The following is a 24,894-nucleotide window of genomic DNA, read 5'->3' on the forward strand; positions in this document are numbered from 1 at the left end:
GGTTGTGTCGCAAATTTTGCAGTAAGTTAAGTGCGGCCTTATCTGTGGGCACAATTATGCTGCGAGCTCCGCGAACACTACGAATGGCGATTGATTGTCGTTGGCGAATTGATTCTTGCGGATCATGTGAGCCACTTCGATCCCTGCAATGGTGGCTGAAGCGGAATGGAATGCTTTGAAGCCCAACATGTGCTTGGTGACCCGCTTGATGAAACGATGATCCTGTTCAAGAATGTTGTTCAGGTATTTGACCTGAAGAATCTCAATCAGCTTGTCCGTATCGGTGATCTTAAGGATATTATTTATAGCCTGCGCACCAGCCAAATTAGCTCCGCTTTTATCAATAACAATCTTGTTCGGAACACTATTGCTTGCGATAGCCTTTTTAAGGAAACGCCGCGCAGCGCTGAGGTTGCGGCGCTCAGAGAGCATGAAATCAAGGGTTTGGCCGTCACGATCAACGGCCCGATATAGATAGGTCCATTTCCCTTTGACCTTTATATAGGTCTCGTCAACACGCCATGAGCCTAGTGTTGCGCGTTTACGCTTCTGAGCATGAGTTGCAATCTGCGGCGAGTATTTAACAACCCATCGGTTCAGTGTTGCATGGTCAATCTCTACGCCTCGTTCGGCCATTATTTCCTGAAGATCACGATACGAAACTGAATAACGAACATAGAAGAAAACGGCATACAGGATGACACTTTTGGGGAAATGCGTTCCCTTGAAATCGACCATGTTCAATGCCTCTCATCAATCTGTAACCGACGCCACTCATCGCATATATGGTCCGACATAAAAAGTTTGCGACAAAACCATGATATTAGTCATGCATTTCTTGTAGCAGTTTAGGTATGAAAAAAGCCGGTCACGAAGACCGGCTGGAGGAAATGACAAATTTGCCATGAGTGGCACAAGAACATTTAATCACATGGATTATATGTCATTGAGCCTTGTTCTTTGGCAGCGATAGCAGCAAATTAGTACCCCTGATTACATCAAGGCTACTGCCTCGTAAGCGCTTAAAAATTTCACGCATACAGTAACTTTTATCCGGATTTTCACTTAGATATTTAGGTGAAATCAAGATCAGTAGATCCATCAGTTCTATGTGAAGCCGATGGCATATGTTCAGTGTTACCAAAAGCGGTACACCCGTTTCCCCATTTTCAAAGGAACGCAGTGTGTTGAGTGGTATGTTCACAGAGTCGGCCAGTTCCTTTTGACTAATTTCTGCTTCCTTACGGTAAGACCGTATAACAACCCCAACCTGTCGGTTGAAATTGTCGACCTGATCAACATCAACAAAAATCGGAGTTGGGTTTTCTTCCTGGGATGAAAGTTTTTGCAAAACCGAGTTTTTGATTAGGCTTTTGGCATGTGTATCAATTCTACGTAATATACTTGGCATAGCCCATTTTCGTTCCCTACAGACAGCCCGCTCACAACTCACAATAGCGTTATTAAAATCTGTGTCTATTACAAGTATATAATTAATTAGACTAATAGGTAAAATTTGCCCGCAATTTTACGAATTTAATTTCATGACATTATGCGGGAATGAATACATTTTTCTATTGTGTGTTTTTCTTAACAATAAGCGCTCTGAAATTTAGCCTTCATATATTTGACATGCTGAATAAATCAAATCAGTATGCGCTAATGACTAAATATGCCATGTTGTGCATAGATTTTGAGTCGTAAAATCCGTGTTTTGCGTAATGTTATAGGTAAAAAACGCCAACTATTCGCAATAATCAATTTCAGATGAAATTTATATTATTGAATAAAATCATATAGATAGATGTCAAATCTATCATATTTCACTTGGCATTTTTTGCTCAATAGCGTCGATAATATTGCAAAAGTAACCATAACTGAGCTATGTTTTGCTCAAATTGCGCTCGCGCACATGATTCATATGGAGATCAAATGAGGCCATAAAAGAAAACCGCTCCCGAAGCGAACTCCGAAAGCGGCACATAATTTCAAGTTGTTAAAAAGAACATAGTTGCCCTTTCCCTAAAAGTCAATAAGAAAAGCATCGTTTCGGTGAACGGGGAAGCTTTGTCTGGCCTCACCTTTTTGGAGGTGGGCAGATGTACCCGAACTATACCGCAGGCAGGAAACTGTCAGCTGATCGGCTCAATTTTATACAATTGGCCGAAACGGCAGAACTCGGCCAAGTCAGCCGTTTTAAGCTGCTGGATTTAGCAATCAAACTTCCCTTGCTTGGAACTATCCGAGCTAAGGAAGCCACATTACTTGCAGCGCTCATTCAGTCGGCCACGCATGACCAATTTAAAGATGGCCAAAAGCCTATTGTCTTTAAATCGAATGCCACGCTTGCCGCTGAACTCGGATATGCACGGCCTGAAACAATCAGCCGTATGTTGTCATGTCTTTATGATGCCGGTCTGATCACAATGAAGGACAGCCCAAATTATAAGCGCCATTCAACGCGCCATGTCGGGCAAAATATTATTGACGGATTTGGCATTGATTTAAGAGTGCTGGTTGCTCGATATTTCGAGCTGGCGCAGCAAGTCAAAGATATGCAGATTTTACGATCACAGCATCAAGCCGCTGTTAGGTCGTATCGCGCTGCATTGCGCCAATGGAAGAATGCTCTGCCATGTTCGCAACATCTGCCAGCTGCTTATTTGCTGGCTCAGGAAGCCCATTGTGCAAAGGTAATGCGCATCATTGGAAAGTCTGCATATGCTACGACTGACTATCTGGAACGCGCAGCTGCGATCCTGCACCGACTTACAGAACGCCTATTCAGCGTAAAGCACGAAAACATATATGTTTTTCAATCAAAAAAGTCATGCACGAATGCGCAAACAGTCACGCACATAGATAATACAAACCCTTATAATTCCGACTGTATTAGTAAGGATGAACGGAGTTCGCCTAACGGCTCACAACAAAATTTAAATGAAGCTGGACAAGCCAGCTTATGGGCTTTGGATAAAAGCCAATCGGAAACCTTGAGCCATGACAAGCTAAAATCAGCGCAAAGCCTAGCAATTGACTTATCGCTTGTGCTGAAGGCGACCCCATTTGTGCAAGATATGTTGCCCGAAAATGCAAGCTGGCGCGATTTTGTTGCTATAACCGGCGTAATGGCCGGTATTTGTGGCATTTCAAAATTCGCGCTCGCTCGGTCGCGCAATTTGTTATCGGCCGAGTTGATTGCAACGGCGCTCGCAATCACCCTGCAAAAATATGCTGATCAGACCGTGAAATCGCCCGGCGCGTATTTCGTGGGTATGCTCAATAAGGCTGAAAACGATGAATTGAGGCTGCAAAATTCGGTTTTTGCGCTGGCAAGCGCAAAGGCGGCGTAAATTTTACAGCGGAAAAAACCTTGTAGTGCCAAAGCTAGTTTCATCCGGAAATATGGGTCATTGTATCGTTAGCGATCATCCCAATGACCGCTTGTTTCAGTCCAAAGCATAGCCCCGCTCACGGACTGAAGCAGGGAACGGCCAAAAGCCGTTCCCACTTTTTCCTGAAACTTTCCGCGATGAATAATCTGCCGTGCCTTTTAGCACGGTGGATTATTTTTGTCGGAGGATTGAGCGCACATTTATCCGGTGCCGTAGGGAAATCCGTAGACCGCTAAACCGGCCACGGTTTAGAGCGCAGCGGCGCGGAAAAGGGAAAAAGAAAATCAAATAAAGAATGACCGCCTGCGGCGGTCATACATTTCTTGAAAAGCCAAAATAAATTATGCCGATCGAGGCGACAAATATTTTGAAATAGGATAACTTTCACAGCGAAGCGAAAACGCATCGCTTTGGGGCTTAGAATCCCCTTACTTGCGGTTGGTGTTGGCCGTTACAGCACCAGACTCTTTGACTTTTATGGTCGGGGAGCTTGTAGCGTATGCAACAGGCTCAACGAGCTAAAGGCTATGAGGATCGTCAAGTACGGTATTCTAACTCCCCGATCACCAAGGGATCAATGAGCATGTTAGCGGGGGCGCACCGCTGAAGCTTGGGGGGAATGGAATTGACTTCTCAGCATGAGTTTTATGCGATAACGCACCGCCAACTTGGCGAAATTATTATTGAAATTTATCCTAATTTTTCCGACGCGATTAATGATTTTTGGGCGTTTGAGAAGGCTTTTAGCCAGTCAGCAAACGATAATGAAAGCCACGAGCTGACGTTGCATAATGCTTCCGCGAGCTTGCCGGAAAATCTGATTTTTCTTTCAGATAAAGTTAAAATGGCATACTTAAATTCGTCTGAATATGAAAATCTGGTGAATGCAAAGCTGTTGCAAAAACTGCATGTAAGCCAGAAATGTTGAATCCGGATCTCCGATAAATTTAAGAAATTGGCCGTACCCCTGCGGGTCGGGCTTTATTCCGTTCGCCCTGGCACCGCTTTGCGGCGCTAGGGCGAACTACACCGAACCCGCATAGCGGTTTCGTCCCTTCGGGTTACAATCCCTTACGGAAATAATTCGGCCGGCTGCGCAACTTTTTATATTTATTGCCGCCATAGCATCGCCACTCATACGGTCAACGGCCAAGCGCAAGCGTCATTCCCGCAAAAACGGCTTTCATCCTTCAGCTGAACCTTCAGTTTTTGCGGGAATGAGCCATGACCGAAATTCGTGCCGAACTATCGGCGGGCTTCGCCCCCCTCTTTGCTCCGGTAACAGCTGAAGCCGTTACACGGATAAAGAGGATGCCTTGCCCAAGGGCGGCATAGAAAGGGAATGAAATGCTAAAATTTATGCGCGAGATTTACGATCCCGTATTGCTCATTGTGGGGGTGGCATTTTTAGCAATTATGCTACCGGCCATATTTCTTGATAAATTACTCGGCCTATATCCTGAGCCGCTGCGCTTATGCATGTGTCAATGTTTTTGAAAATTAAGCCCAAAAAAAGCCCTATACAGCTATTGCTCGTATAGGGCTTTAATGCGTTTTTGATATATTTAAGAGTTTAGTTTCAAAAGAATAATGATCAACGCTGCTGCTGGCACAGAGAGCTTTAAGAGTTCAAACCGGCGATGAAATTTTAATTTGAAATCTTCAGATTTAGGAAACTGATAATCAACAACGGTGGTGAGTACCATCGGCGCAATAATGACAAGCAAAATTGCACTAAATAGAAATGCCGGTTTCGGTTCAAAGAATAACAACGGAAGGCCAGCGCACAAATAGAAGGCAAAAACCAAAAATTCTAAAGAGTTTTTTGGAAAAAAACCTGAAAACCATTTTGATATTGCTGCTGACTGTCCCATTACAAAATCCTATTAATTATAATCCGTCGTCAGATTAAATCAAAAACCCCAATATTACAAATACAGCAACTTGTATGTTTGATCATACTGGCTAGGATTATCAATATCGCCGGTGCCGTTATGGTCGGATCGACCGCACATAACGGCATAAGAAAGGGGAATATCCCCTCTCAAACTCACCTATATGGATCTGTTTCACAGATTAAAGGCCAATATTTCATGACTGAATATGCTCCACTCATGCACAATTGTGCCCATTGCGGCACGGAAATGGAAAAGCAGTATAGAACATGTCGAAATTGCAAGGCGGTCTATGGCTTTATGTTTTGGCGTTTTCTTATCATGGTTCTTATTGGTGGTCTGTTCTTAGTCAGCCCTTTCATTGCTTTTTGGCAAACATACCAAGCAGGTAAATTTGCCATTCAGGATATTCTAATTGTCCCTGCTATTTTCGCAGGATGCATCTTTATTGCTTATAAAATGTTGCGTAACTGCTGGCGGTATGGCTGGACAAAACCATCGCCACCCTCAAAACCCCTCAATCTTGAGAACCCGCATATGTAAGTAGGGGAACAAGGGGGCTTCGCCCCCTACCCCTCACAAGCAGGAAAATGGGGTTTCCCCGTGCTTCCGCATTCTCTTCAGCCGGCACGACCGGCTTTCGTTCTTTTGTGCAGCATCACCAGGAGCATAAACGCTCTTGGTGTCCCTTCGGGCGGGTGATCCCCCTCCCCATTTTCCAACTTGCCACCCCTTACCCCCAGTCTCACTTGCGACGCCGCAGGAGCAGAAACGGGGTTTCTGCCCTACGGGCAAAAAAGGGAAAAAAGAAATGGCAAAACTCACTAAAGCACAGTTGAAAGCTCACCGCGAAGCCGAAGCGATTTTGACAAAAGACCGCTTGAGCGAAGATGAAAAACTGTTCGTGCTGGATAACTGGCACGAAGGCGCAAATTTCACAAATGGCGCGTCTGGTGCGTTCTTTACTCCCGCAGACCTTGCAAGTGATTTTGCAATTGAAGCCGGTTCAGGCCGTATTATTGACTTGTGCGCAGGGATTGGAACTCTCAGCTATCATATCTATGACCGCCACCGTTATAACCCGCAACAAGTGGAAATTACGTGCGTAGAAATCAATCCGCGTTATGTTGAAATCGGCAAGAAAATTCTGCCTGAAGCCCGTTGGATTTGCGCAGACGTTTTTGATTGGCGCGAATGGTGGATGAAAGACCTGAAAGGCGAATTGTTCGAGACAGCCGTTTCAAATCCCCCTTTTTCAAAAGTTCGCCGCTCAGGATCAGCACCGCGCTATTCCGGTTCTGAATTTGAATTTCACGTCATTGATATAGCCGCAGAAATGGCAAAATACGGCACCTTTATTGTGCCGCAGCAATCAGCAAATTTCCGCTATTCCGGTGCGCATTTTTTTGATTGGCGAAAGGACGGCCGCGCCGTTGAGTTTTGCAAAACGACCGGCTGGCAAATGAATGCTGGCATTGGAATTGATTGCTCTATTTTCAAAGACCAATGGAAAGACACCTCAATCATAACCGAGGTTGTGAATTTTGATTACGGCTTAGACCGTGAAGAACACAAGGCCGAAATTCAAAACCGCGAGGCCATTTTAGCCGCTGTTCAGCCCTTTGCCGCGCAGCAGCTTGCCCTCATTTAAGGAGCCTTCAAAATGGCAGCATATGCAATCAGCCTTTTGAAAGGCTATCATCTCACCGCAACCGAGAAACGCCATATTTCCGAAGTGTTGGAGAGTGGCCAGAAATGCGGAGCAACAACTAAAATGCGGCTCGAAATTTTGAGCCAGCATGAACAGACTTATGAAATCGCTATCCATACCCGCGAGCGCGATTCATTAAATCGCCTTGTTCCGCGCCGCAGTCTTGTAACCGTTAAAGCCGTGCCGCGCCTCGTGAAATCAAAATGAAATCTGTTGAGCGCGTTTATCGCGCTTAACAAAAGCCATAACAATCTTAGCCCGCATCGAGCGGGCTTCAATTGTACGGAAACCCCTAACCCGTTTCCGAACCATTCCCCGCCCGTTAACCTTGCCCCGCTTTGTCGGGGCAATCTTTTTTATGCTCATTGAAAATTGCGAATGTTCATTATATGTTCTTTTGATGCAATCTGAAGTAAGCACCATGATTTTAACACCAGTCCCTAATCCCATTGACGGGAAAACCGTAAAACTATCTTCAATAGTTGTTCCTGCTGGCTTTCCCTCGCCAGCCAGCGACGACTTAGAAGATGAAATTGACCCTATTGCTTGGATCGTCCGGCACCCAAGCGCTACATTCTGGTGGCGCGTTTCAGGTGATAGCCTCATAGACGAAGGCATTTATGATGGTGATATTATTGCCGTTGACCGCGCCGGAAAGGCGCGTGTTGGGCGCGTAGTTCTGGCCGTTGTTGACGGCTCTATTACCTTAAAAAAATTAGCCAAACGTGAGGGGCAATATTGGCTCGATCCAAAATCTAAAGGTAATGGATTCCAGCCAATCCGAGTAAACGACCAAACGGAGATTTGGGGCGTAATAGCTGGTGTTGTGCGCCGTTATTCGGTGGAATAACGGCGATGGATAAACCCATCGCCCTCATTGACGGCAATAATTTTTATGTCTCTTGCGAGCGCGTTTTCCAACCGCATTTGCTCGGCAAGCCCGTCATTATTCTTTCCAATAATGACGGCTGTGCCGTTGCGCGTTCAGAAGAAGCCAAAGCCCTTGGTATCAAAATGGGCGCACCGCTCTTTAAAATCCGCGATCTGGTCAAAGAGCATGGCGTTAAAGTTCTATCGTCAAACTATACGCTTTACGGGGATATGAGCCGCCGTGTTGTCGATGCTGTTAGCCAGTTTTCGCCACACTATGAAATCTATTCCATTGATGAAAACTTTGTTGATCTATCGGGATTTGGTGAGCGGTATGAGGCCATTGCCGTTGAAATGCGCTCGACAGTTCGCCAGCTGACCGGCATTCCAAATTGTGTTGGCATTGGCAGCACAAAGACCCTCGCCAAACTTGCGAATTTTGCCGCCAAAAAAAACCCGATTTTTGGCGGCGTCTGCGACTTCACAAAATCGGCTGTATTGGCTTGGTGTCTCGACCGGATTCCGGTCGGGGAAGTGTGGGGTATTGGTCGCCAGACACAAATTAAACTGGCCTCACAGGGAATAACGACCGCAGCACAATTGCGCGACATGCCCCGCACTCTTGCCCGTCAACTCGGCACTGTTGTGCTAGAGCGCACAGTTGCCGAATTACAGGGCATTCGTTGTCTCGAAATTGAGGACGTGGCACCACAAAGAAAAGGTATGGCCGTTACCCGTTCTGCAGGGCAACCAATGCGCAATCTGGAGGCTGTTATGCAAGCGCTCACCGCCCACGCATCCCGTGCAGCTGAAAAGCTGCGAATGCACGGGCTAGTTGCTGGTCAGATAACCGCATTTTTTCACACAAATGCGTTTTCTAAAACTGCCCCGCAACATTCGGTATCGCGCACGATAAAGCTGAAACCAATGACAAATAATACCTTTGATCTTGTGCAGGCTGTTAGCCGGTGCGCTCATGCCGGTTGGCATCCAAAAGCGGAAGCGATCGGTTATGCTTATACAAAAGCTGGTGTGATGCTGGATGATCTTCTGAAAGAAGAGGACGCGTCCAAAATGCTATTTGATGTAGAGCAGCCCCGCGATGCTCGCCTCATGAAAGCGATGGACGCAATTAATGACCGATACGGCAAAAAGAAATTAGTTTTGGCTTCGCAAGGCTTTAAAAATACCCATGAAGCCAAAGCTGATATGCGTTCCCCACGGTTCACAACAAGAATGTCAGACTTACCTGTTATTTACTGATTAAATTCTAGCTGAAGGCTGTCCATTACCTTCTTAATTTAATTAGCATAAATGCAATTAAGGCACATACAGCGACAATAATCATCGTATGAATTTTTGAATATGTGATTTCTTGGACTGAAAATTTATAACATACCAGCAATGCGAAAGAGGCAAATGCAAAGGCAGTATATGCGAGTATGTTATTTTTCGCACTAAAGGATTTTTCTTCAGTAAAAGAGGCTTTATAAGCGTCCCTAAAACAGTAATTGTCTACTGTTATGAAATGGTACATTCGGTATAATTTTTGATGAATATACATACAGAAATATATAACGAGAAAAAGTATTGCATCATCGCTCGTTACAATCATATTCCCCCCTTGAAATGCATTTTGGTGCCACTTAAACAAAGTCAATGAATGTCTTTTATTGTAGCAGCTACATTCAATTGATATATTTTCCTTGGGTCTGTTTGTTTCTAAAACCCCATGATCGAAACAAATGTTAGAATACAAAATATTTGTTTTTCAGGCAATGTATCTATGGTTACGCTCGTAGTTTAATAAACTTATCATTCCATTTTCTTGGCAGATTATGACGTTTCCCTTCGGGACGGGCTTTATTCCGTTCGCCCTGGCACTGCGTTGCAGCGACTAGGGCGAACTCCACCGAACCCGCATGCGGTTTCGTCCCTTCGGGTAACAATCCCTAACGCAAGAACTGCATGAACCGCCTGCGCCGTCACTACGGCACTATTTGATTTGCGCGTTCTGGCTTCGGCTTCAGCGCTTCGCGCTGCTGTCCATTTTTGCAGTTAAAGAAAGGGGAACAAGGGGGCTTTGCCCCCTTCCCCTCGCAAGCAGGAAAACAGGGTTTCCCCGTACTTCCGCATTCTCTTCAGCCGGCACAACCGGCTTACGTTCATTTGTGCAGTATCAGACAGCGGATTTGCTTCGCAGATCCGCTGCTGACCCTTCGGGCGGGTGATCCCCCTCCCAGTTTTCCAGCTTGCCACCCCTTACCCCCAGTCTCGCTTGCGACGCCGCAGGAGCAGAAACGGGGTTTCTGCCCTACGGGACAGAAAGAACGCTTCGCGGAAAAGGAAGAAGGGAAAAACAAATGACTATTCGTGAAATCGCATTATCAAACCTGCTGCCAGACCCTCTTAATGTGCGTAAGAGTATGAATACCGCAGACCTTGCAATTCTGGCCGCAAGCATTCGCGCAACTGGTTTTAAACTGTTGCAAAATCTGGTTGTCAGACCCGCAGAAACCAAAGGCGATTTTTTTGTTACCGCTGGCGGTCGTCGCCTTGCCGCTCTTTTGCGTCTGGCCGAAGCTGGCGAGATTAAGCCAGATCATAAAATTACCTGTAGCGTTCGCACCGATGCAGACCCTGTTGCCCTCAGTCTCATTGAAAATGAAGCACGGGCAAGCATGACACCACTCGACCAGTTCGCAGCGTTTAAGGCACTGGCCGAAAATGGCGCAACCGTTGAACAGATCGCTAACACCTTTAACGAAAGTGTTCCGACCGTTCAGAAACGCTTGGCATTGGCAAATGTCGCGCCGGAAATTCTGGACGCTCACCTTCAGGAAGTTATTTCTGTGCCGCAGCTTCAGGCATTTGCAATCACTGACGATCATGAGCGCCAAAAGGCCGTTTTGTCGCTGTTGCGTTCTGAATATTATTCACCAACAAGAATACGCAGCGCACTGACCAACTTTGAAATGGCAACATCAACGCCAACCGTTCGCTTTGTTGGGCTTGAAGCCTATAAAGCCGCTGGCGGTGCAGTCATTACAGATTTGTTTGCTGATGATGGTGGCGGGGTAATCGTAAACCCTGAAATTATCGGCAAGTTGTTGGATGAAAAACTTGAAGCTGTGAAAGAGAAAATCGCCGCTGAAGGTTGGGCATGGTCTGAAATGATGGGCGATAGTTCCGATTATTACAACTGGCGCAGAATCTATTCAAAAAACAGAGATTTGAGCGATAAAGAGTATGCACAGCTCGAAGCTTGGGAGGCCGAAATGGCAGCACTCCCAATTGAAGGCGATAAGCCGGAAAATATTGCAGCCCTTGCTGAACATGACCGGATATCCGAACTATACGAAGCGTTGCAGGAAAAAAAATACTCATTTGACCCTGTAGAAATGGCCTATTCTGGCGTGTTCTATACAATCCGCACAGATGGAGAATTGCACTTCTATCATGGATATATTCGCCCAGAGGACGACCCAGAACGCTTGAAAAAAGTTTCAAGCGCTCAGGCAGAAGATACAAATGGCGGCGTATCTCAAACATTGCGTGAGGATTTAACCGCACATAAAAACGCTGCTATGATTGCACTCATGGCAAAAGACGCGAATAGCGCACTTGTAGCGGTTGTGCATCGCTTTCTTATCAGCACCCATTACGGAAAGTGCTGTGATCTGTCACCGCTCGACATTGCTATCTATTCGACTAACACAACCACTTATATGAAGCAGCCGGAAAGCTCGAAAGCTTATGACGCATTTGAGGCCATTAAAATTGAAATGGGTGAAATGCTGCCGCAGAATGTCGATGATCTTTTTGAATGGTTGCTCGACCAAAACAAAACCACCCTCTTGGCACTTTTGGCCTATGCCACGGCTCCATCTATTAAAGTGATTGAAACACGCAATCAGATAAACGCACCAGATAAGAATGACCAGCTTGCAAGAGCCCTTAATCTGGATATGCGCGACTGGTGGACACCGACCGCAGATAGCTATTTCAGACAGGTTTCGCGCAACGAAATACAACGCACCGTTGGCCTTTTGAAAGGTAATGATGCAGAGCGCGAAGTCATGCAATCATCAAGCAAGGCAGATGCTGCAAAGCTGGCCGAGAAAATTCTTAAAGGCACGAAATGGCTACCACCTCTCTTGCAGGTATCTAAGCCGGTGAACCTTGACACATCGGACGAAATGCCAGACGCTGCATGAAGCCCCGCAATGCTTCAAAGGCATTTATTTCTTGATTTACGGGGCGGATTTTCTGCCCCGTTTCCTCAAAAAATGATTGCAAATTTAGTATATACTTTGTAGTATATACGTATATTTCAAATTGGATATACCGGAGTCAATTCAATGTCTGGTCTATATGTCAAAGATGATGCCGTTAATGAAATGGCGATCAAACTTATGAAAGTTACCAATGCGCCGAGCAAAACGGAAGCAGTTCGCCGCGCCATTCAAAATGAGCTGAACCGTTTTGCAAACGAAAGGCCGCTTGCGGAGCGCGTGGCAGAAATTCAGGCATCTATGAAAGACCTGATCGGGGAAAATAAGACCCCACATGACCATAAGGCTTTCATGGATGAAGGATGGGATTTGTAATGTTTCTTGATGCTTCAGTTATCGTTGCAATTCTGGCCGAAGAAGAAGATGCAGGTTATTTCGTCGGTAAGATTGAAAGCTGCACAGGGACTAAGGCATATTCGTCTGTTTCAGTTTTTGAAGCTGTTATAAGTCTGGCTCGTATTGCCGCGACCGCACGTTACGGCGATCAAAAGCCAATCCCGCCGGAACTGATTGAACAGGTTCAAATCCGAGTTGATAATTTCCTGCGCACAATTGGTGCGAAAGAAGTTGCAATAGGCGGCTCAACACATAAACGCGCCCTTGATGCAGCCAAAACCTTTGGCCGCTTTGTCGGGCATCCTGCTAAACTCAATTTTGGTGATTGCTTCTCTTTTGCAAGCGCTACAGAATTGCGTTTACCGCTATTGTTCAAAGGCAATGACTTTAGCCAGACTGATATTGAAAAAGCCTAAGCGAGATAAAGGACAGGCATTATGAAAAGCATTACACTAATTGCATTAGTTTCTCTCTTTTCTATGCCTGCCTTTGCTGACAGTGCCTATAATTGCGGCGCAAGCGGCAATCGGTGCCAGTCAAAAGAATTTCAAGAGTATCTTGATATTGCTGCCGGTGCCTTTCCTGATGCACCTAGCTATCAATTAAGCACTTATGCTTATAAGTGCGAACATGCTTCAAAAAAGAATAAGCAACTGTGCCGGAAAAACCCGCAGCAAGCGGCCAAAAACCTGAAGGTTTTTGAAGATGAATGATGGTTTTGGCTTGCCAAAACCGCGCTGCCTGCCATTTCTTCAATAAAGCCCCCAAAGGGGCTTTTTTATTCCCTAAAATTGCAGTGAGCTATTCCCTTGCGCACTGGTTAGACAAGATATGCCAAGCCATAGCCGACTTTGTGATTAAGCCGAGATCCGTTCTGCTGGCTGTTACCCGTGCCTTATTACTTATGTGACGATTAATGCCATGTTTCCGAAATGCGATTTAATGGTGTTTTTATTTTGCGATTGACTAAAGCACTGACTTGAGTTGCTATCACGCTGGAAGTTATGAGTTAATACAATCGCATTGAATTTTCTTGGTCGCAGGCAGTGAATTTGTAATGTGACGGAATATACCAATTTTTGAGCGGTTCTTTTCGCCGTTGCTTCTGTTACGTCGTCGCATTTCGTGCCGGTTTGCTGCAAAGCCGCGTTCAAAAAATTTCCCCGTCCTGCGGACTTCCTCGCGGGACAAATTTTTTTCTCTCTGGCTTCCTTCGCTTCGCTGCGGCCTCCGGTGCAGCACCGTCAACTTCATGCTTGGGACTTCTCAGCAACTAGCAAAAAGGAACCTAAAAATGAACACCGCCACAAACTTCATCAAATTCGATAGCGACAACATTGAAAATTCCGCAGGCTCCGGCCGCATCTCCACTCTCACCAACGACCTCACAATCAAGGTCATGCCAATCAACAACCCAAAAAGCGATAAAACCCCAACCCATCGCATTTACTCAAAATCTCCGGCAGGCTTCGACATTCAAGTCGGTGGCATCTGGAAAAACAAAAGCCAGCAGGGCAAGGAATACTTCTCAATCACACTGAAAGCGATTGACTTCCGCGCCAATCTTGGGCGCTACCCTGAACAAGATGATGAAAGCCTTCAGGCAATCATCGAATGGGATTAAAAAAATCAAAGCCCCTTCGGGGGCTTTTTCATTTTCAGAAATGGCAGGCAGCTGAAGGCACTTTGTGCCTTCTTTTTTCAGATGAATGGTTGAAACATCTTCGCAACCTGGACACGCCTCTTTTGCTAATCCATTCTGACTGGAATGAAATTTAATGCACGTCCTCGATGCAAGTAATGTTCTGACCAATAGCACCCACCATAATCTAGTTGTCGCTATATTCAGGATAGGCACGATATAGAGCATGAGCCGTAGTTCCGGCATCCTTTCCGCTCAGTGCCTGCCAAGACCACCCGATCATATCTAAAACGCTGTGCTTCAGCGGCCTATTCATGACGGCAAGACTGAAAGGCGTTCAACAACGCTGACCGGCACAAGTGTCATTTAGTTTAGGGGGCAGCACAGCAGCGCGACTTGATATTTCCTGCCGCATACTTGCCTATCTGCCAATGAGGCCGAGCATTGCGCCGTTATGGCTGATTGAATGAATGCAGCAACCACCTGCGCACGAACGAAGCCGCTAAATCAGTGTGAAGCCGTCTCACCTCACACCAACATTTCTTTGAGCTGATGCCGCTTGTCACGACAGGGCTTTGTCATTTGCACAACCCCGCCAGTGATTGCCCAGATCATCCCTTTTGATTGCTGAAGTAGGATGCAACACAAGCGGCGCCGGTCGCACGTTGATGCCAGCCATTAGCACGGCGGCTTGGGTGTATTGATGCGCAAACAGAGCTAACAGGCCGCGCCAACATAGCCGCCCTCACCTCTTTGGTGAAGCATGTTACAGGTGCGAGCTTTGTGGAACTTCCTTTCGTTCCTTACTTGACGGCAAGCTGCAATGGCCTCGTGTCCGGTCAACGGCTTTGCCGTACTCCACTCCGTTTCGTGCCTACGGCTGACCGGCCACTTATGCGGCCATTTCCGTTTTTCTGCCGTCAGGAACGAAAAAGGAGATCCACCATGAAAAGCAACGACACATACGAACGCATCACCCAAACAATCGTTGAGCAGCTGGAGAATGGCGTTAAGCCTTGGATTAGCCCTTGGAATGGCGCTCCAAACATGAAACTTCCGCTCCGTGCAAACGGTCAGACATATCAGGGCATTAATGTTCTCGCCCTTTGGATTGCATCCCTAACCTTCGGCTACGATCAGCCAATGTGGATGACATTCAAACAGGCACAAGAATTAGGCGGTCAGGTACGCAAAGGCGAAAAATCAACCCTTGTCGTTAAATACGGCACCTTCACGCCAAAAGATGAAATGCCGGTCGATAATGAGGAACGTCAAATTCCGTACCTGAAAGGCTACAGCGTTTTTAACATTCGCCAGATTGACGGCTTGCCTGAACACCTATTCATTCAGCCAGACCTGCCAGACAATGAGATTGAGCCTCATGTGATTGCAGATAACTTCATCGCTAATACAGGTGCGAAAATTGAGTTCAGCGGTACGCAAGCTTATTACCGCCCAAGTGCAGACACTATCACAATGCCGGATAGAAAGCGGTTCGTAGATCAAACGCACCTATATTCCACACTGTTGCATGAACTCGGCCACTGGACAGCAGCAAAGAGCCGTTTAGATCGTGATTTGTCGGGACGCTTTGGCAATGAGGCTTACGCAATGGAAGAGCTGGTGGCCGAATTAACATCGGCTTTCGTTTGCTCTGATCTTCAGGTGCCAATCAATCCTGAAGAGAATACAGCGACCTATATCAGCACATGGCTTGAAGTGCTTAAAAATGATCCAAAGGCCATTTTTACAGCTGCATCTAAGGCGCAAGCCGCTGCTAATTACCTTCATGGTCTCCAACCTTCAGAATTGGATAAGGCCGCATAAGCGGCCTCTTTCATTCTTCAGGCTTTGCTTCAGCCTTTTTTCTTTTTGCGGGATATGCCCGTTTTTTAGGCTTTGTTTCAACTGTCGGATTCATCTGTTTGAAAAACAGGTTCATTGTGCGCAAGGCTTCCGGAGGCAGCTTTGACATTGCCGCCATAGTGTCCTGAAACTCTGAAACTTGCTCCGGCGTTGCGTCACTCAGAAAATCTTTAAAGCCCTCAATTGAAGAATAGAGGGCTTTCATTCGTTCAGCTTTTTCAGGGGTATCGCCCAACATTTGTGGGGCAATCGCATAAACAAGGTCAATCATGGAAAAACCGAGCAATTCCCAGACATGAACCAAGCGGCGTACAGTCATACGCGACCGTGCGCGTTCGTAGCGGCCATATACATAATATGACAGGCCGATCAGTTCCACGAAATGTTCATGTGTGAGATTTTTGCTAACACGAGCTTCACGGATGTACTCACCTAATCGGCGGTCAATATCCTCAAATTGCTCAACACCATCAAAGCCGGGTTTTCGAAAAATATTCTTTTTGGTTTCTGGATCGAAACTTTCAACAAGCCCTCTTTCTTCTATTGTTGTTTTGACTTGTTGGTTACTCACGCCAGCCCCTATTCATTTCAAAAGTTAAGCATATTCCGCAATCACGGGATAATACAAAATCTCAGCCCATTTTATAGCCAGCAATTTAGCGGTTATGTGACTAAAACAGTTATGTTAACCGATTAGCTTTTTGCAAGAGACTATGGAAGGTTTTTTTGTATTTCCATTATCTTCCACTTATCTTCAAAGCGCTGGAATGTTGCAGAAATTTGCGTTTCTTTCTCTAACCATGCCAATTTTAAAGTTATATCACAACCAAACGTATTGTTTTGTAATGTAACGCATTCGTCAACATTTGCTTTATTAGCCGTTGATTGTGCGGTTGCTTCCCACTTTTGATGCTCAAATAGCGCATTGAGAGCATCAGTAGATTTAGGCCACTGATTTTGTTCTGCAGGTTGTATAGCACCATAGATAATGTCTTTTAAAGGGAAGTTAGTTGTCTCATTTAAATGCTCATAGAGCATAGGGGCTGAAACAGCCCCTACAACAAACCCGATAAAACCAGCCATTACGAAGCCAAAGCGCATAATTAGAAACCTAGTTCTTTTAGAGCATTATCCAATGCAATGCTAAGGATAGCAGTTTTAGAGCAGCGTGTGCTTTCTGCCGCTGCATTAAAGCGGCTATTCAAATCCGCATCTAGTCTAATATTGACCGCAACTTTCTCAATATTTTTGTCTTGCAGCTTAATTTCGCGCAACAATGAGCTGCTTGCCGCCCTGCCCGCAGTTTCAGCATTTTGTGCTGCAGGCATTTCAACGCTTAATTCCGGTGAGATAGCCGATTTATCCTGCACAATTGTCGGTGCAATGTCTTGGGCTTCTGGTGCACTCAGATTAGCCTCAGCAGGTACTACTTCATTTTCTTTGGTGGTTTTAGAAACACCAAAATGCGCGCGGCGAGTACCATCTAACAAAGCTCTTTTTGAACTAACTTGGCTCATTATAGACTCCCCGTTTCTAAATACCGAACTACGTTGTCGGTGAAGATTACAGCTTCTTCAATGGCCTTTTGCACTGAATCATTATTTGCATCCGGTAGATCATATAATGAAGGATAGCCGGAATAGACTTTGCGATATGGATTACGCTGCATCAGCTCGACGTTGCAGTGATCAACAACAACATCAGACTCTTTAAGTTTGGCGAGGAACCCGCGTATTGTTTTATATTCTTCAATATGGCGATCTTGGAGTGTTACGCGCGTATTGAAAACAAGTTTCCTGATATTCACACCTTGATCTTCTTCAATTTGAAGGAGATTTGAAATCGTTGTGACCATTCCTTTAATTTCTGACTGACACGCCTGTACTGGAATGATTGTCAGATCAGTAACGAGAAAAGAGTCCTCTTGAAATTTTTCCATTCGACCCGGAGTGTCGATGAAAATATAATCGTAATCATCTAGGTTGGCACTCAAAATTTGCTTCAGCTTGTTCGCCGTGCCTGCATATTCCAATGTAATATTGCTGATAGGCGTTTCGTTTTCCGAGCAACGATCAAACCAAGCAGAAATATTCTTCTCAGAGTCTGTATCAACGATCAGGACTTTTTTGCCCCTGTGCGCAAGCTCAGAACTTAGCATTATTACAGAGACTGTTTTTCCAGCCCCGCCTTTTGCATTCGCACCAGTAATAATTTTCGCTTCAGCCATTGTAAGCCTCTTGTGCATTTCGCTTGAAAAAAATTCCGACGACACTTTACGGTCTGTAAAGCAGTCATTGCTTTACCCTATGTATAGCATTCAAAACTTTACGATTGGTAAAGTATGGCGGTAAAGATACGCTGTAAAGCCGTTATGTAAAGTTTCTTTGTAAAGCATTTAGGTATAGCCATAACGTAAAGCATTAATGTAAATTTAAATCGTAAATCATTAGTGTAAAGCATTTTCGTAAAGCGTATTTGTATTGCACAGATGTAAAGCACTAACGTAAAGTTTGAATGTACCGACATAATGTAAAGATAATTTGTAAAGCTAGTTGTAAGCTCAAAACGTAAAGCTCTGCGCAACGCTTAAATGTAAAGCATATATGTAAAGCAATTTTGTAAAGACGCTCTCATGCGTACCTTAAAGCTCGGAGTAGTTTGTAAAGAAGTTTTGTAAAGCAAATACGTAAAGCACAGCAGATAACCGCTATTGAGCTGCAACGTGTGATCAAATCCTAATCTTAAATCTAGGATGCCCCACAAATCGACACAGTGCGCGCCGCAGGCGCATTTGCCGCCTATCTGAAGGGGTGAAGCTCGGAGCCGCGCAAATCGCTGTCAGCGACGATCTATGAGTGAAATGCAAGGTTGAAAAGCGAAGCGTACCTTGCATGATCGAAAGATCGTTCGAAAAAGGCGATTGCGGCTTTCGTAGGTGAACCTTGGTGAGCGCATTTTAAAATAATCGAGCAGAGCGAGAAAATTAGGAGGCGAGCGAAGCGAGGCCGAAAAAGCCTTTGTAACGAGCGAAGCGAAGTGATAATCCTATTTTAGTTGGCAGGATACGTAATTTTGTAGTACAAAATTAATTCAATCAGCAACAGGTGCTGATTATTGGATTGTTCATTGGATTGATTGCCTCAAATTTGAGGCGTGGGAACAGGTTGAAACATGAAGGCAAAAGAGGAGAGGGCGCACGTTGTTACATTGCGGGTTTCCGCAAGCGAACACGCTGCTATTCATGAAGCGGCAGCTAAAGCCGGAATGTCGCCCTCAGCCTTTATGCGTTCAACGGTTCTTGAAGGTGCAGGGATAAAGCCCTTTCTGACAGAGGATGACAGGGTGATTTTCGCCCTGATATTGGAAGATTTGCGCAAGGTTGGTGTGAACCTAAACCAGATAACAGCGGCAATTAATTCCAAAAAATACCCAGTTCCTGAAGAAGTAGCTCTTCATCAGATGAATGTTTTGAAGTCTCATGCAGCGATATTTCACGAAGTGAAGCGTCTTTATGAGAAAACAGGACACAGATTAAAGCCAAAGGAATAAGACTTGGAGCCGTTTATTGGTGCATTTACAGAGCAGTGGGAGCGCCGGAAGGCTGCTGAAGCCCACGCTCGTCAGCGCCAATTGATGGTTCTCATAGCACTGGATGAAGAAGAGCGCCGCCGAAAGGGTGGTGGTGGCGGTGGGGGAAGTGCTGGAAGTCGCAGGCCAAAACAGGCAAAAATCAGTTTTAAATCGCAAGCAGCATTTCCGCGGCCATCAAAGCCTGTTGTATTTGATCGACCGCAAACCGTCCGAATGGAGGGACTGGCTTCAGGAAGTCAGCCAGCGGTTGTTAAAATGGCGTCCTTTGGTGGTGGTTCCCGCCTTGGTGCGATGCTTAATTATGTTTCTCGTTCAGGCGATTTAAAGCTGGAAAATCATTTAGGGCAGCAAGTTTCTGGTCAAGAAGATTTGCGCGAGATCCGTTCAGACTGGCAGAGCCTAATGTCAAATCGCACTGAATCCCGCGATGTAGCAGGGTTCAGTATTGAAATATCAGGACAGTCTGAAAACCATAACACGGACGAATTAGCGTTAAGTGTTCTCAAAGCTGGCCTTGGTGATCGTCACTTTGTCTATTCTGTATCTGCCAACAGAAACGGCGGTATCAATGTTTCTGGTGTTGCTGTTTTGCGAAATAGCCAAGGCGAGCGTCTTAGTGCAGATGCAAAAGCAAATATGATCGTCGCAGATCGTTTAAGGACTATATCAGCTGATCAAGGTCTGCGTGTATCTTTTCGTTTTCGCGGGTATGGGAATGGCGTTGAATATGGCAGCTATAAAGTTCGTGAATTAGTGGCTCATAGTGGCGATGCTGTTAAGAATGAGAATGGCCGTATTATTCGGACACATGACGAGGCCGGTGATTTAGTACAAAAAAATTGGCGGCAAGATATGCACAGTCGCAAAGGACGTGATGTAATGCACGTCATAATGTCAGCGCGACCTGGCACTGACATAAATGCTTTCCAATCCTCAGTGCGCGATTTTTTATCTCAGCAATTTGGTGGTCATAAATACGTATTTGCAGTGCATGACGAAGTGAGTGACACCAAAGAGGCAAGTGCAGGGGGCAAACGACCTCATGTGCATGCGCATGCCATTATCACGATGAAATCTGAAGCTGGAATAAAACTTCAAACCACACCGGAAACATTCAGGCAGTGGCGTGAAGTTATGGCTGAAAAGGCTAGAGATAACGGCATCAGAATGGAAATGAATGACCGGCGAGAATTTGCAAGCGCACCGGCTTATTCATCAAAACAGGTTCGCCCTATTTATAACAATGACAACATTGCTCGAACAGAACATGAGCCGGTAAGTGCCAGTGCCGCAGCACGGTATAATAACAAACGCGATAATGTCAGCCAGATTGCTCAGTCTGCCCGTAGTAGAGACTACGCACTCAATGCTGCTGTAAATTGGCAGAAGGTAGCAATGGCGAATGCCAACACGCAAATTGCGACACATGCCACACAATATTGCGCAAAAATAATCGACACAATTTTAGAAGTTCAAACCGATCAATCAGGAAAAGTAATCGCATTCAATCCCAATCATTCCGTAGCAGCTGGTGTTGCAGCGGTCATAAGTTTAGCTCAGGAGGCAACATCAATGCCAAACATGAATAGACAAGAATTTGAAGCGTATGAAAAAGTTGCGGAACAAAATATTCACAAAGTTGAGCAGATCATTCCTGAAGCCAATAGGGCTGATTATGAGGAAGTCATTGCGCTTGCCAGAAAGACCATTGATACGGAACGGTCATTGATGATTTTCAATGAGCAAGAAGCAGAGAGAGAGCAATCAATCAACATTATTAAGCGTAGTGTTGAAAGTGATTTTGCCGAGTTTTTTGCCCAAGAACTTGATAAAAATTTAGGTGAACAGAAGCACACTTTAACTCAAGCTGAAGGGGTATTAGGCGCTCCGTTCCCTGAAATGCCAGCCGAAGCTACAGAAGATCATACAGCTAATAAAAATGGCCTGATTAATCCTGAAGAGGATAATAAAAAGCGTCATGGTTATCCTGAAGAAGTAGAAAAACATCTTTACGTTCGTGAAGAGAAGAACGGCGAGCAACACCGTGTTTTTTATGACCATAAGGGCGAGCGGGAAATGTTCGTTGATAATGGCGAACGTATGCGTGCCAAAACTTTCGATGCTCATGCGGTGCGAATTATGGTTGAAACTGCTGCGCATCGAGGTTGGACGAGTATTGATGTAACAGGATCAGCCGAGTTTAGACGCGAGGCATGGGTTGAGGCACAGGCTCATGGGATCACGGCGAAAGGCTATAAACCAACAGAACTTGACTGGCAGGAAGTTGAACGCCGTGAGCAAGCATATTTGAAGAATGAAATCTCAAATAGCGATAGAGAAATGTCCACGCGACAGGTGCAAAGCCGAGAAGCTGGTCATGCTGGTTCAGCTATTGATACACGATCTGTTACTGAGAAAGGTCAGGAGCCAACTCGTGCAGCAGCCCCAACATTCAAAGAAGGGGTTGAAGGTAAGCTCTTAGAAACAGGCATCAAGCCTTATAAAGACGACCCTAAAAATGAAAAATCACCGTATGTTGTCATGGAGACAGGAGAAGGTGAAAAGACAATTTGGGGCGTTGGTATTCCTGATGCTTTGGACAGGGCAGGTGTAAAAGTAGGTGACAAAATCAATCTGCGTGAAGATGGAATTGAGAGTGTAAAAAAACCTATCATCAAAGAAGTGGATGGAAAGAAAGTACGAGAAACAATTGAAGTTGATCGTCGAGCATGGAAAGCAGAAATGCTTGAACGTCCTGAAGCGAAAATTGAACAGAAAACCATATCTGAAGTTGGCAGAGGTAATATAGGCTCGAACTCTGATCATGAACGTGCTAATCTTGATCAACTTACAGTTTTGAAAGAAGCTGAGACAGTCAGAACAGATCCACCGGCACAACATGTCAATCGTGCTGAAGATATGGGTTGGAACCACGATAAAGATACGGAGCATGAAAGATGAGCTTAGGAGATCATCGACCTGCCTTCTATGAAGTGCGGGTTCCAGTAAGCAAAAAGGATGAAGAAAATTCCACCGCTATGGTGAAGTTGTTCTTTGTTGTCGTTGCTCTCATGCTTTTTGCTGTTTTCATTACGTGGCTTGAGAACATCGTTTACACTTGGTTTGATAAGGCAGCATCTTGGGTCGGTGATACATATGCCGCCTTGCTTGCTTACCTACCATTTTAGAAAAAGCCGCTTTAAGCGGCTTTTTTTATGAAGCTGTATTAGCGCCAGCAGCAACTTCGGTCTTAACTGCATCAAGCATAGCGAATAAAGCATCAGACCGGTTTTTAGACTTTTCTGACTTTGCCAGCTTTGTGCCTAATTGGCTAAAGTCTTGGATAGCGCTGATATTGGCTTTCCTCAACTTCATAAACTCTTTTAGTCGTTGATCTTCAATCTCGTCCTGATCGACAATAGATTTTTGTTCGTCGTCATTATCCTGAATTATGGATATTTGAGTTTCGGAATCCGGTTTGCTGTTTTCCATTTGATTGATTGCTACCGGAGGAGGGGGAGCTTTGGCTTCAGGTGCTTCAGATTGAGCTGGTGTTTCTTCAATCGCTGGCTGAATTGTATTTTCTTCTTCGACGGGAGCTTTTGGCTCGGCCAGAAGTCGCTTTGCTATTGGCGTAAGTGGTACATAATAATCCAGTGCTGAAATTACCGGCATGTGACTTTGAGAATATTCGACCGCCTTATTAAACTCTGCGACTTTGAAATACTGGATTTTTTGCCCGAAAATTGGAGCCTCACCTTGAGGCAATAAAATCATTCTATCAGCAGGCATTTGACGAACCTCTTGCGGCATCATCAAATCGCGCTCGCGGATTTGCTCAACCTTTGTTCTCCGTGGTACGCCAATTAATTCAATTGTTCTGGATTCAGACTGATAGCGAATTGTTTTCCGGCCGAGTGATTTTGAAAAATATTCCGCTGTAGCCTGATCATTGGCAGCTAGGCATATTTGATAGCCACAGTTTCCTAAGAGGGAATAGCGGGACGTTTCGCCATAAATTTCATCAAGATTTTTTAGATCCTGAATGACAAACGCCATTTTGATATTATAGCCAGCCACGTAAGGAAGCTTGTTGATTACTTCTGACATTTTTTTAAGCTGGCGAAATTCATCGAGTAAGAAATAAACTTGTAATGATTTTTCATCAAAGTCCAATGTCAGCAAATCTAAAACCTGTTGCACAAACAATGTGAGTAGTGGCTTTAGTAGTGAAACGTCATTAATTTTAGGAGCGAGATAGACCGTCACCGGCTTTCTCTTCATTGATTTAAGATCAATATCCGTGACAGTTGTCGCTGAAGCAATACGCTCATTTTTAAACGGACGCATCGCGTTTTGAATGTCAACCAATGTAGACGCGGCCACACGATCACTTAGCCCAAGATAGCTATTGAAACTCTCTTGGGTGAATCTAGACAAATAAGGCTCTTGCTTGAGAATAAGCGAAATTTGTTTTTGTAAATCGAGACCTGAATTTATAAATGAATTTACTTCAGCAAGGTTGCGATGATTTTCGTAGTGCGGACTATCAAGCATATAGCTAATAATTCCGGCGAGTAGCTGCTGTGCGAGACCTTGAAAGACTGCATTTTCCCCCTGAGATTCAGGAATTAAAATGTTAGCCATATTCTGAATATCAGTTGTCCGGTCGCCTCGACTTTCACGAATGAAGTCTATTGGATTCCAGCGGTTTGTATTTTCACTTCCGGGAGCAAAAAAATATACAGAATTACCGTTCTTGCGACGATAACCAGCAGTACGCTCAAAAATCTCACCCTTCAAATCGGTTACGATCATTGAACCCTCATGCGTAAGTGCATTAGGAATGACATAACTAATGCCCTTACCTGAGCGAGTTGGTCCCATTATTAAATGATGCCTATCGTCATTACGCCGTAGAAGTCTCTTATCCATACGGCCAAATAAATGTCCCTTCTTTTGAAACCACTTGTTTTTTATGAGCGATGGTAATGTTTGAAATTCAGCATCACCAAGGGGATTTGATGATTTTCGTAAGCCCAACCAGCACACCCAAGAAGTTAAAATAGCTGTTGGTGCAATTGCACCAAGTGCCACCTTCTGAACGGTCGCGTGACTATAGTAGAACCAAACTTGCTTAAATGAGGCAAAAAAATTGTCTGAAATTGTAGCTTTTAAAACTCGGCCGTCTTTAAAGAAAATAGCAAGCCCTATTCCATAGAACAGCATCCATAGGATGAAAGCTATAAAGAGGCAAAATATGATATAAATGATTGAAAGCGGCTTGCTCATA

General features: G+C 45.0%; 24 protein-coding genes. 16 read left to right on the forward strand and 8 right to left on the reverse strand.

Annotation, left to right across the window (positions count from 1 at the left end):
- Nucleotides 1-54: 54 nt before the first annotated feature.
- Both QUF18_RS18310 and QUF18_RS18315 read right to left on the reverse strand, forming a co-directional pair.
- Nucleotides 55-738 carry an IS6 family transposase gene (locus QUF18_RS18310; protein WP_289388726.1) on the reverse strand — a complete coding sequence of 228 codons (684 nt, stop codon included), beginning with the start codon at nt 736-738 and terminating at the stop codon, nt 55-57.
- A 205-nt stretch (nt 739-943) separates the two neighbouring features.
- Nucleotides 944-1,411 (reverse strand): helix-turn-helix transcriptional regulator, encoded by a 468-nt coding sequence (locus QUF18_RS18315; protein ID WP_213600391.1) that lies wholly within the window; start codon nt 1,409-1,411, stop codon nt 944-946.
- Nucleotides 1,412-2,099: 688 nt separating this feature from the next.
- On the opposite strand from QUF18_RS18315, the gene repC reads away from it, so the two are divergent.
- Both repC and QUF18_RS18325 read left to right on the forward strand, forming a co-directional pair.
- Nucleotides 2,100-3,353 (forward strand): plasmid replication protein RepC, encoded by a 1,254-nt coding sequence (gene repC, locus QUF18_RS18320; RefSeq protein WP_289388727.1) that lies wholly within the window; start codon nt 2,100-2,102, stop codon nt 3,351-3,353.
- 661 nt (nt 3,354-4,014) lie between these two features.
- Nucleotides 4,015-4,323 carry a hypothetical protein gene (locus tag QUF18_RS18325; protein WP_289388728.1) on the forward strand — a complete coding sequence of 103 codons (309 nt, stop codon included), beginning with the start codon at nt 4,015-4,017 and terminating at the stop codon, nt 4,321-4,323.
- A 637-nt stretch (nt 4,324-4,960) separates the two neighbouring features.
- On the opposite strand, the gene QUF18_RS18330 is transcribed toward QUF18_RS18325, so the two are convergent.
- A complete protein-coding gene (locus QUF18_RS18330; RefSeq protein WP_289388729.1) occupies nt 4,961-5,269 on the reverse strand; it encodes a hypothetical protein in 309 nt (102 codons plus the stop codon).
- Between the two features lie 120 nt (nt 5,270-5,389).
- Here QUF18_RS18330 and QUF18_RS18335 point away from each other — a divergent pair, with 120 nt between their 5' ends.
- The 11 genes from QUF18_RS18335 (at nt 5,390) to QUF18_RS18385 (ending at nt 15,971) form a co-directional block, all read left to right on the forward strand.
- Entirely contained in the window at nt 5,390-5,833 is a 444-nt protein-coding gene (locus QUF18_RS18335; protein ID WP_289388730.1) for a hypothetical protein, read from the forward strand.
- Nucleotides 5,834-5,972: 139 nt separating this feature from the next.
- Nucleotides 5,973-6,941: a methyltransferase gene (locus QUF18_RS18340; RefSeq protein WP_289388731.1), complete on the forward strand. Its 969-nt coding sequence runs from the start codon at nt 5,973-5,975 to the stop codon at nt 6,939-6,941.
- Between the two features lie 12 nt (nt 6,942-6,953).
- The gene (locus QUF18_RS18345; RefSeq protein WP_289388733.1) at nt 6,954-7,208 is read left to right on the forward strand and encodes a hypothetical protein; all 255 of its coding nucleotides are present in this window, start codon (nt 6,954-6,956) and stop codon (nt 7,206-7,208) included.
- A 151-nt stretch (nt 7,209-7,359) separates the two neighbouring features.
- Entirely contained in the window at nt 7,360-7,851 is a 492-nt protein-coding gene (locus QUF18_RS18350; protein WP_289388734.1) for a LexA family protein, read from the forward strand.
- Between the two features lie 5 nt (nt 7,852-7,856).
- On the forward strand, nt 7,857-9,134 hold the full coding sequence (locus QUF18_RS18355) for a Y-family DNA polymerase (RefSeq protein ID WP_289388735.1): 1,278 nt from the start codon (nt 7,857-7,859) through the stop codon (nt 9,132-9,134).
- Between the two features lie 1,100 nt (nt 9,135-10,234).
- Nucleotides 10,235-12,088, forward strand: a complete 1,854-nt coding sequence (locus QUF18_RS18360; protein WP_289388736.1) for a ParB/RepB/Spo0J family partition protein — start codon at nt 10,235-10,237, stop codon at nt 12,086-12,088.
- 144 nt (nt 12,089-12,232) lie between these two features.
- Nucleotides 12,233-12,481, forward strand: a complete 249-nt coding sequence (locus QUF18_RS18365) for a type II toxin-antitoxin system VapB family antitoxin (protein WP_022709281.1) — start codon at nt 12,233-12,235, stop codon at nt 12,479-12,481.
- The gene (locus QUF18_RS18370) at nt 12,469-12,918 is read left to right on the forward strand and encodes a type II toxin-antitoxin system VapC family toxin (protein ID WP_238481768.1); all 450 of its coding nucleotides are present in this window, start codon (nt 12,469-12,471) and stop codon (nt 12,916-12,918) included. Before QUF18_RS18365 ends, QUF18_RS18370 begins: the two co-directional genes overlap by 13 nt.
- A gap of 21 nt (nt 12,919-12,939) precedes the next feature.
- The gene (locus QUF18_RS18375) at nt 12,940-13,215 is read left to right on the forward strand and encodes a lysozyme inhibitor LprI family protein (RefSeq protein ID WP_289388738.1); all 276 of its coding nucleotides are present in this window, start codon (nt 12,940-12,942) and stop codon (nt 13,213-13,215) included.
- A gap of 581 nt (nt 13,216-13,796) precedes the next feature.
- Nucleotides 13,797-14,126: a DUF736 family protein gene (locus QUF18_RS18380; protein WP_289388739.1), complete on the forward strand. Its 330-nt coding sequence runs from the start codon at nt 13,797-13,799 to the stop codon at nt 14,124-14,126.
- A gap of 963 nt (nt 14,127-15,089) precedes the next feature.
- On the forward strand, nt 15,090-15,971 hold the full coding sequence (locus QUF18_RS18385; protein WP_289388741.1) for an ArdC family protein: 882 nt from the start codon (nt 15,090-15,092) through the stop codon (nt 15,969-15,971).
- 10 nt (nt 15,972-15,981) lie between these two features.
- On the opposite strand, the gene QUF18_RS18390 is transcribed toward QUF18_RS18385, so the two are convergent.
- The 4 genes from QUF18_RS18390 to QUF18_RS18405 all read right to left on the reverse strand — a co-directional run bounded on the left by QUF18_RS18390 (nt 15,982) and on the right by QUF18_RS18405 (nt 18,237).
- Entirely contained in the window at nt 15,982-16,581 is a 600-nt protein-coding gene (locus tag QUF18_RS18390) for a helix-turn-helix domain-containing protein (protein ID WP_213600406.1), read from the reverse strand.
- Between the two features lie 140 nt (nt 16,582-16,721).
- Nucleotides 16,722-17,093, reverse strand: coding sequence for a hypothetical protein (locus QUF18_RS18395; protein WP_289388742.1), 372 nt, complete (start codon nt 17,091-17,093; stop codon nt 16,722-16,724).
- Between the two features lie 20 nt (nt 17,094-17,113).
- Complete coding sequence (locus tag QUF18_RS18400) at nt 17,114-17,527, reverse strand: hypothetical protein (RefSeq protein ID WP_289388743.1); 414 nt, start codon at nt 17,525-17,527, stop codon at nt 17,114-17,116.
- Nucleotides 17,527-18,237, reverse strand: a complete 711-nt coding sequence (locus QUF18_RS18405) for a ParA family protein (RefSeq protein WP_213600403.1) — start codon at nt 18,235-18,237, stop codon at nt 17,527-17,529. Before QUF18_RS18405 ends, QUF18_RS18400 begins: the two co-directional genes overlap by 1 nt.
- 944 nt (nt 18,238-19,181) lie before the next feature.
- Here QUF18_RS18405 and QUF18_RS18410 point away from each other — a divergent pair.
- Genes QUF18_RS18410 through QUF18_RS18420 form a run of 3 tightly spaced genes read left to right on the forward strand, consistent with a single transcriptional unit; the run spans nt 19,182 to nt 22,789 of the window.
- The gene (locus tag QUF18_RS18410) at nt 19,182-19,559 is read left to right on the forward strand and encodes a plasmid mobilization protein (protein WP_213600402.1); all 378 of its coding nucleotides are present in this window, start codon (nt 19,182-19,184) and stop codon (nt 19,557-19,559) included.
- A 3-nt stretch (nt 19,560-19,562) separates the two neighbouring features.
- Nucleotides 19,563-22,562, forward strand: coding sequence for an LPD7 domain-containing protein (locus QUF18_RS18415; protein WP_213600401.1), 3,000 nt, complete (start codon nt 19,563-19,565; stop codon nt 22,560-22,562).
- Complete coding sequence (locus QUF18_RS18420; RefSeq protein ID WP_213600400.1) at nt 22,559-22,789, forward strand: hypothetical protein; 231 nt, start codon at nt 22,559-22,561, stop codon at nt 22,787-22,789. The genes QUF18_RS18415 and QUF18_RS18420 overlap by 4 nt, the downstream gene beginning before the upstream one ends.
- Before the next feature lie 25 nt (nt 22,790-22,814).
- Here the strand turns inward: QUF18_RS18420 and QUF18_RS18425 are convergent, their stop codons facing one another.
- Nucleotides 22,815-24,893, reverse strand: a complete 2,079-nt coding sequence (locus tag QUF18_RS18425; RefSeq protein WP_289388744.1) for a type IV secretory system conjugative DNA transfer family protein — start codon at nt 24,891-24,893, stop codon at nt 22,815-22,817.
- Nucleotide 24,894: the final 1 nt, after the last annotated feature.

The sequence above is a fragment of the Pseudochrobactrum kiredjianiae genome (assembly GCF_030362795.1).
GTDB lineage: Bacteria > Pseudomonadota > Alphaproteobacteria > Rhizobiales > Rhizobiaceae > Pseudochrobactrum > Pseudochrobactrum kiredjianiae.

What these genes read in the sequence shown, in the direction of transcription:
- QUF18_RS18310 (WP_289388726.1), bottom strand. Translation starts at nt 738, where the DNA reads ATGGTCGATTTCAAGGGAACGCATTTCCCCAAAAGTGTCATCCTGTAT.
- QUF18_RS18315 (WP_213600391.1), bottom strand. Translation starts at nt 1,411, where the DNA reads ATGCCAAGTATATTACGTAGAATTGATACACATGCCAAAAGCCTAATC.
- repC (WP_289388727.1), top strand. Translation starts at nt 2,100, where the DNA reads ATGTACCCGAACTATACCGCAGGCAGGAAACTGTCAGCTGATCGGCTC.
- QUF18_RS18325 (WP_289388728.1), top strand. Translation starts at nt 4,015, where the DNA reads ATGGAATTGACTTCTCAGCATGAGTTTTATGCGATAACGCACCGCCAA.
- QUF18_RS18330 (WP_289388729.1), bottom strand. Translation starts at nt 5,269, where the DNA reads ATGGGACAGTCAGCAGCAATATCAAAATGGTTTTCAGGTTTTTTTCCA.
- QUF18_RS18335 (WP_289388730.1), top strand. Translation starts at nt 5,390, where the DNA reads ATGGTCGGATCGACCGCACATAACGGCATAAGAAAGGGGAATATCCCC.
- QUF18_RS18345 (WP_289388733.1), top strand. Translation starts at nt 6,954, where the DNA reads ATGGCAGCATATGCAATCAGCCTTTTGAAAGGCTATCATCTCACCGCA.
- QUF18_RS18350 (WP_289388734.1), top strand. Translation starts at nt 7,360, where the DNA reads ATGCTCATTGAAAATTGCGAATGTTCATTATATGTTCTTTTGATGCAA.
- QUF18_RS18355 (WP_289388735.1), top strand. Translation starts at nt 7,857, where the DNA reads ATGGATAAACCCATCGCCCTCATTGACGGCAATAATTTTTATGTCTCT.
- QUF18_RS18360 (WP_289388736.1), top strand. Translation starts at nt 10,235, where the DNA reads ATGACTATTCGTGAAATCGCATTATCAAACCTGCTGCCAGACCCTCTT.
- QUF18_RS18365 (WP_022709281.1), top strand. Translation starts at nt 12,233, where the DNA reads ATGTCTGGTCTATATGTCAAAGATGATGCCGTTAATGAAATGGCGATC.
- QUF18_RS18370 (WP_238481768.1), top strand. Translation starts at nt 12,469, where the DNA reads ATGGGATTTGTAATGTTTCTTGATGCTTCAGTTATCGTTGCAATTCTG.
- QUF18_RS18375 (WP_289388738.1), top strand. Translation starts at nt 12,940, where the DNA reads ATGAAAAGCATTACACTAATTGCATTAGTTTCTCTCTTTTCTATGCCT.
- QUF18_RS18380 (WP_289388739.1), top strand. Translation starts at nt 13,797, where the DNA reads ATGAACACCGCCACAAACTTCATCAAATTCGATAGCGACAACATTGAA.
- QUF18_RS18385 (WP_289388741.1), top strand. Translation starts at nt 15,090, where the DNA reads ATGAAAAGCAACGACACATACGAACGCATCACCCAAACAATCGTTGAG.
- QUF18_RS18395 (WP_289388742.1), bottom strand. Translation starts at nt 17,093, where the DNA reads ATGGCTGGTTTTATCGGGTTTGTTGTAGGGGCTGTTTCAGCCCCTATG.
- QUF18_RS18400 (WP_289388743.1), bottom strand. Translation starts at nt 17,527, where the DNA reads ATGAGCCAAGTTAGTTCAAAAAGAGCTTTGTTAGATGGTACTCGCCGC.
- QUF18_RS18405 (WP_213600403.1), bottom strand. Translation starts at nt 18,237, where the DNA reads ATGGCTGAAGCGAAAATTATTACTGGTGCGAATGCAAAAGGCGGGGCT.
- QUF18_RS18410 (WP_213600402.1), top strand. Translation starts at nt 19,182, where the DNA reads ATGAAGGCAAAAGAGGAGAGGGCGCACGTTGTTACATTGCGGGTTTCC.
- QUF18_RS18420 (WP_213600400.1), top strand. Translation starts at nt 22,559, where the DNA reads ATGAGCTTAGGAGATCATCGACCTGCCTTCTATGAAGTGCGGGTTCCA.
- QUF18_RS18425 (WP_289388744.1), bottom strand. Translation starts at nt 24,893, where the DNA reads ATGAGCAAGCCGCTTTCAATCATTTATATCATATTTTGCCTCTTTATA.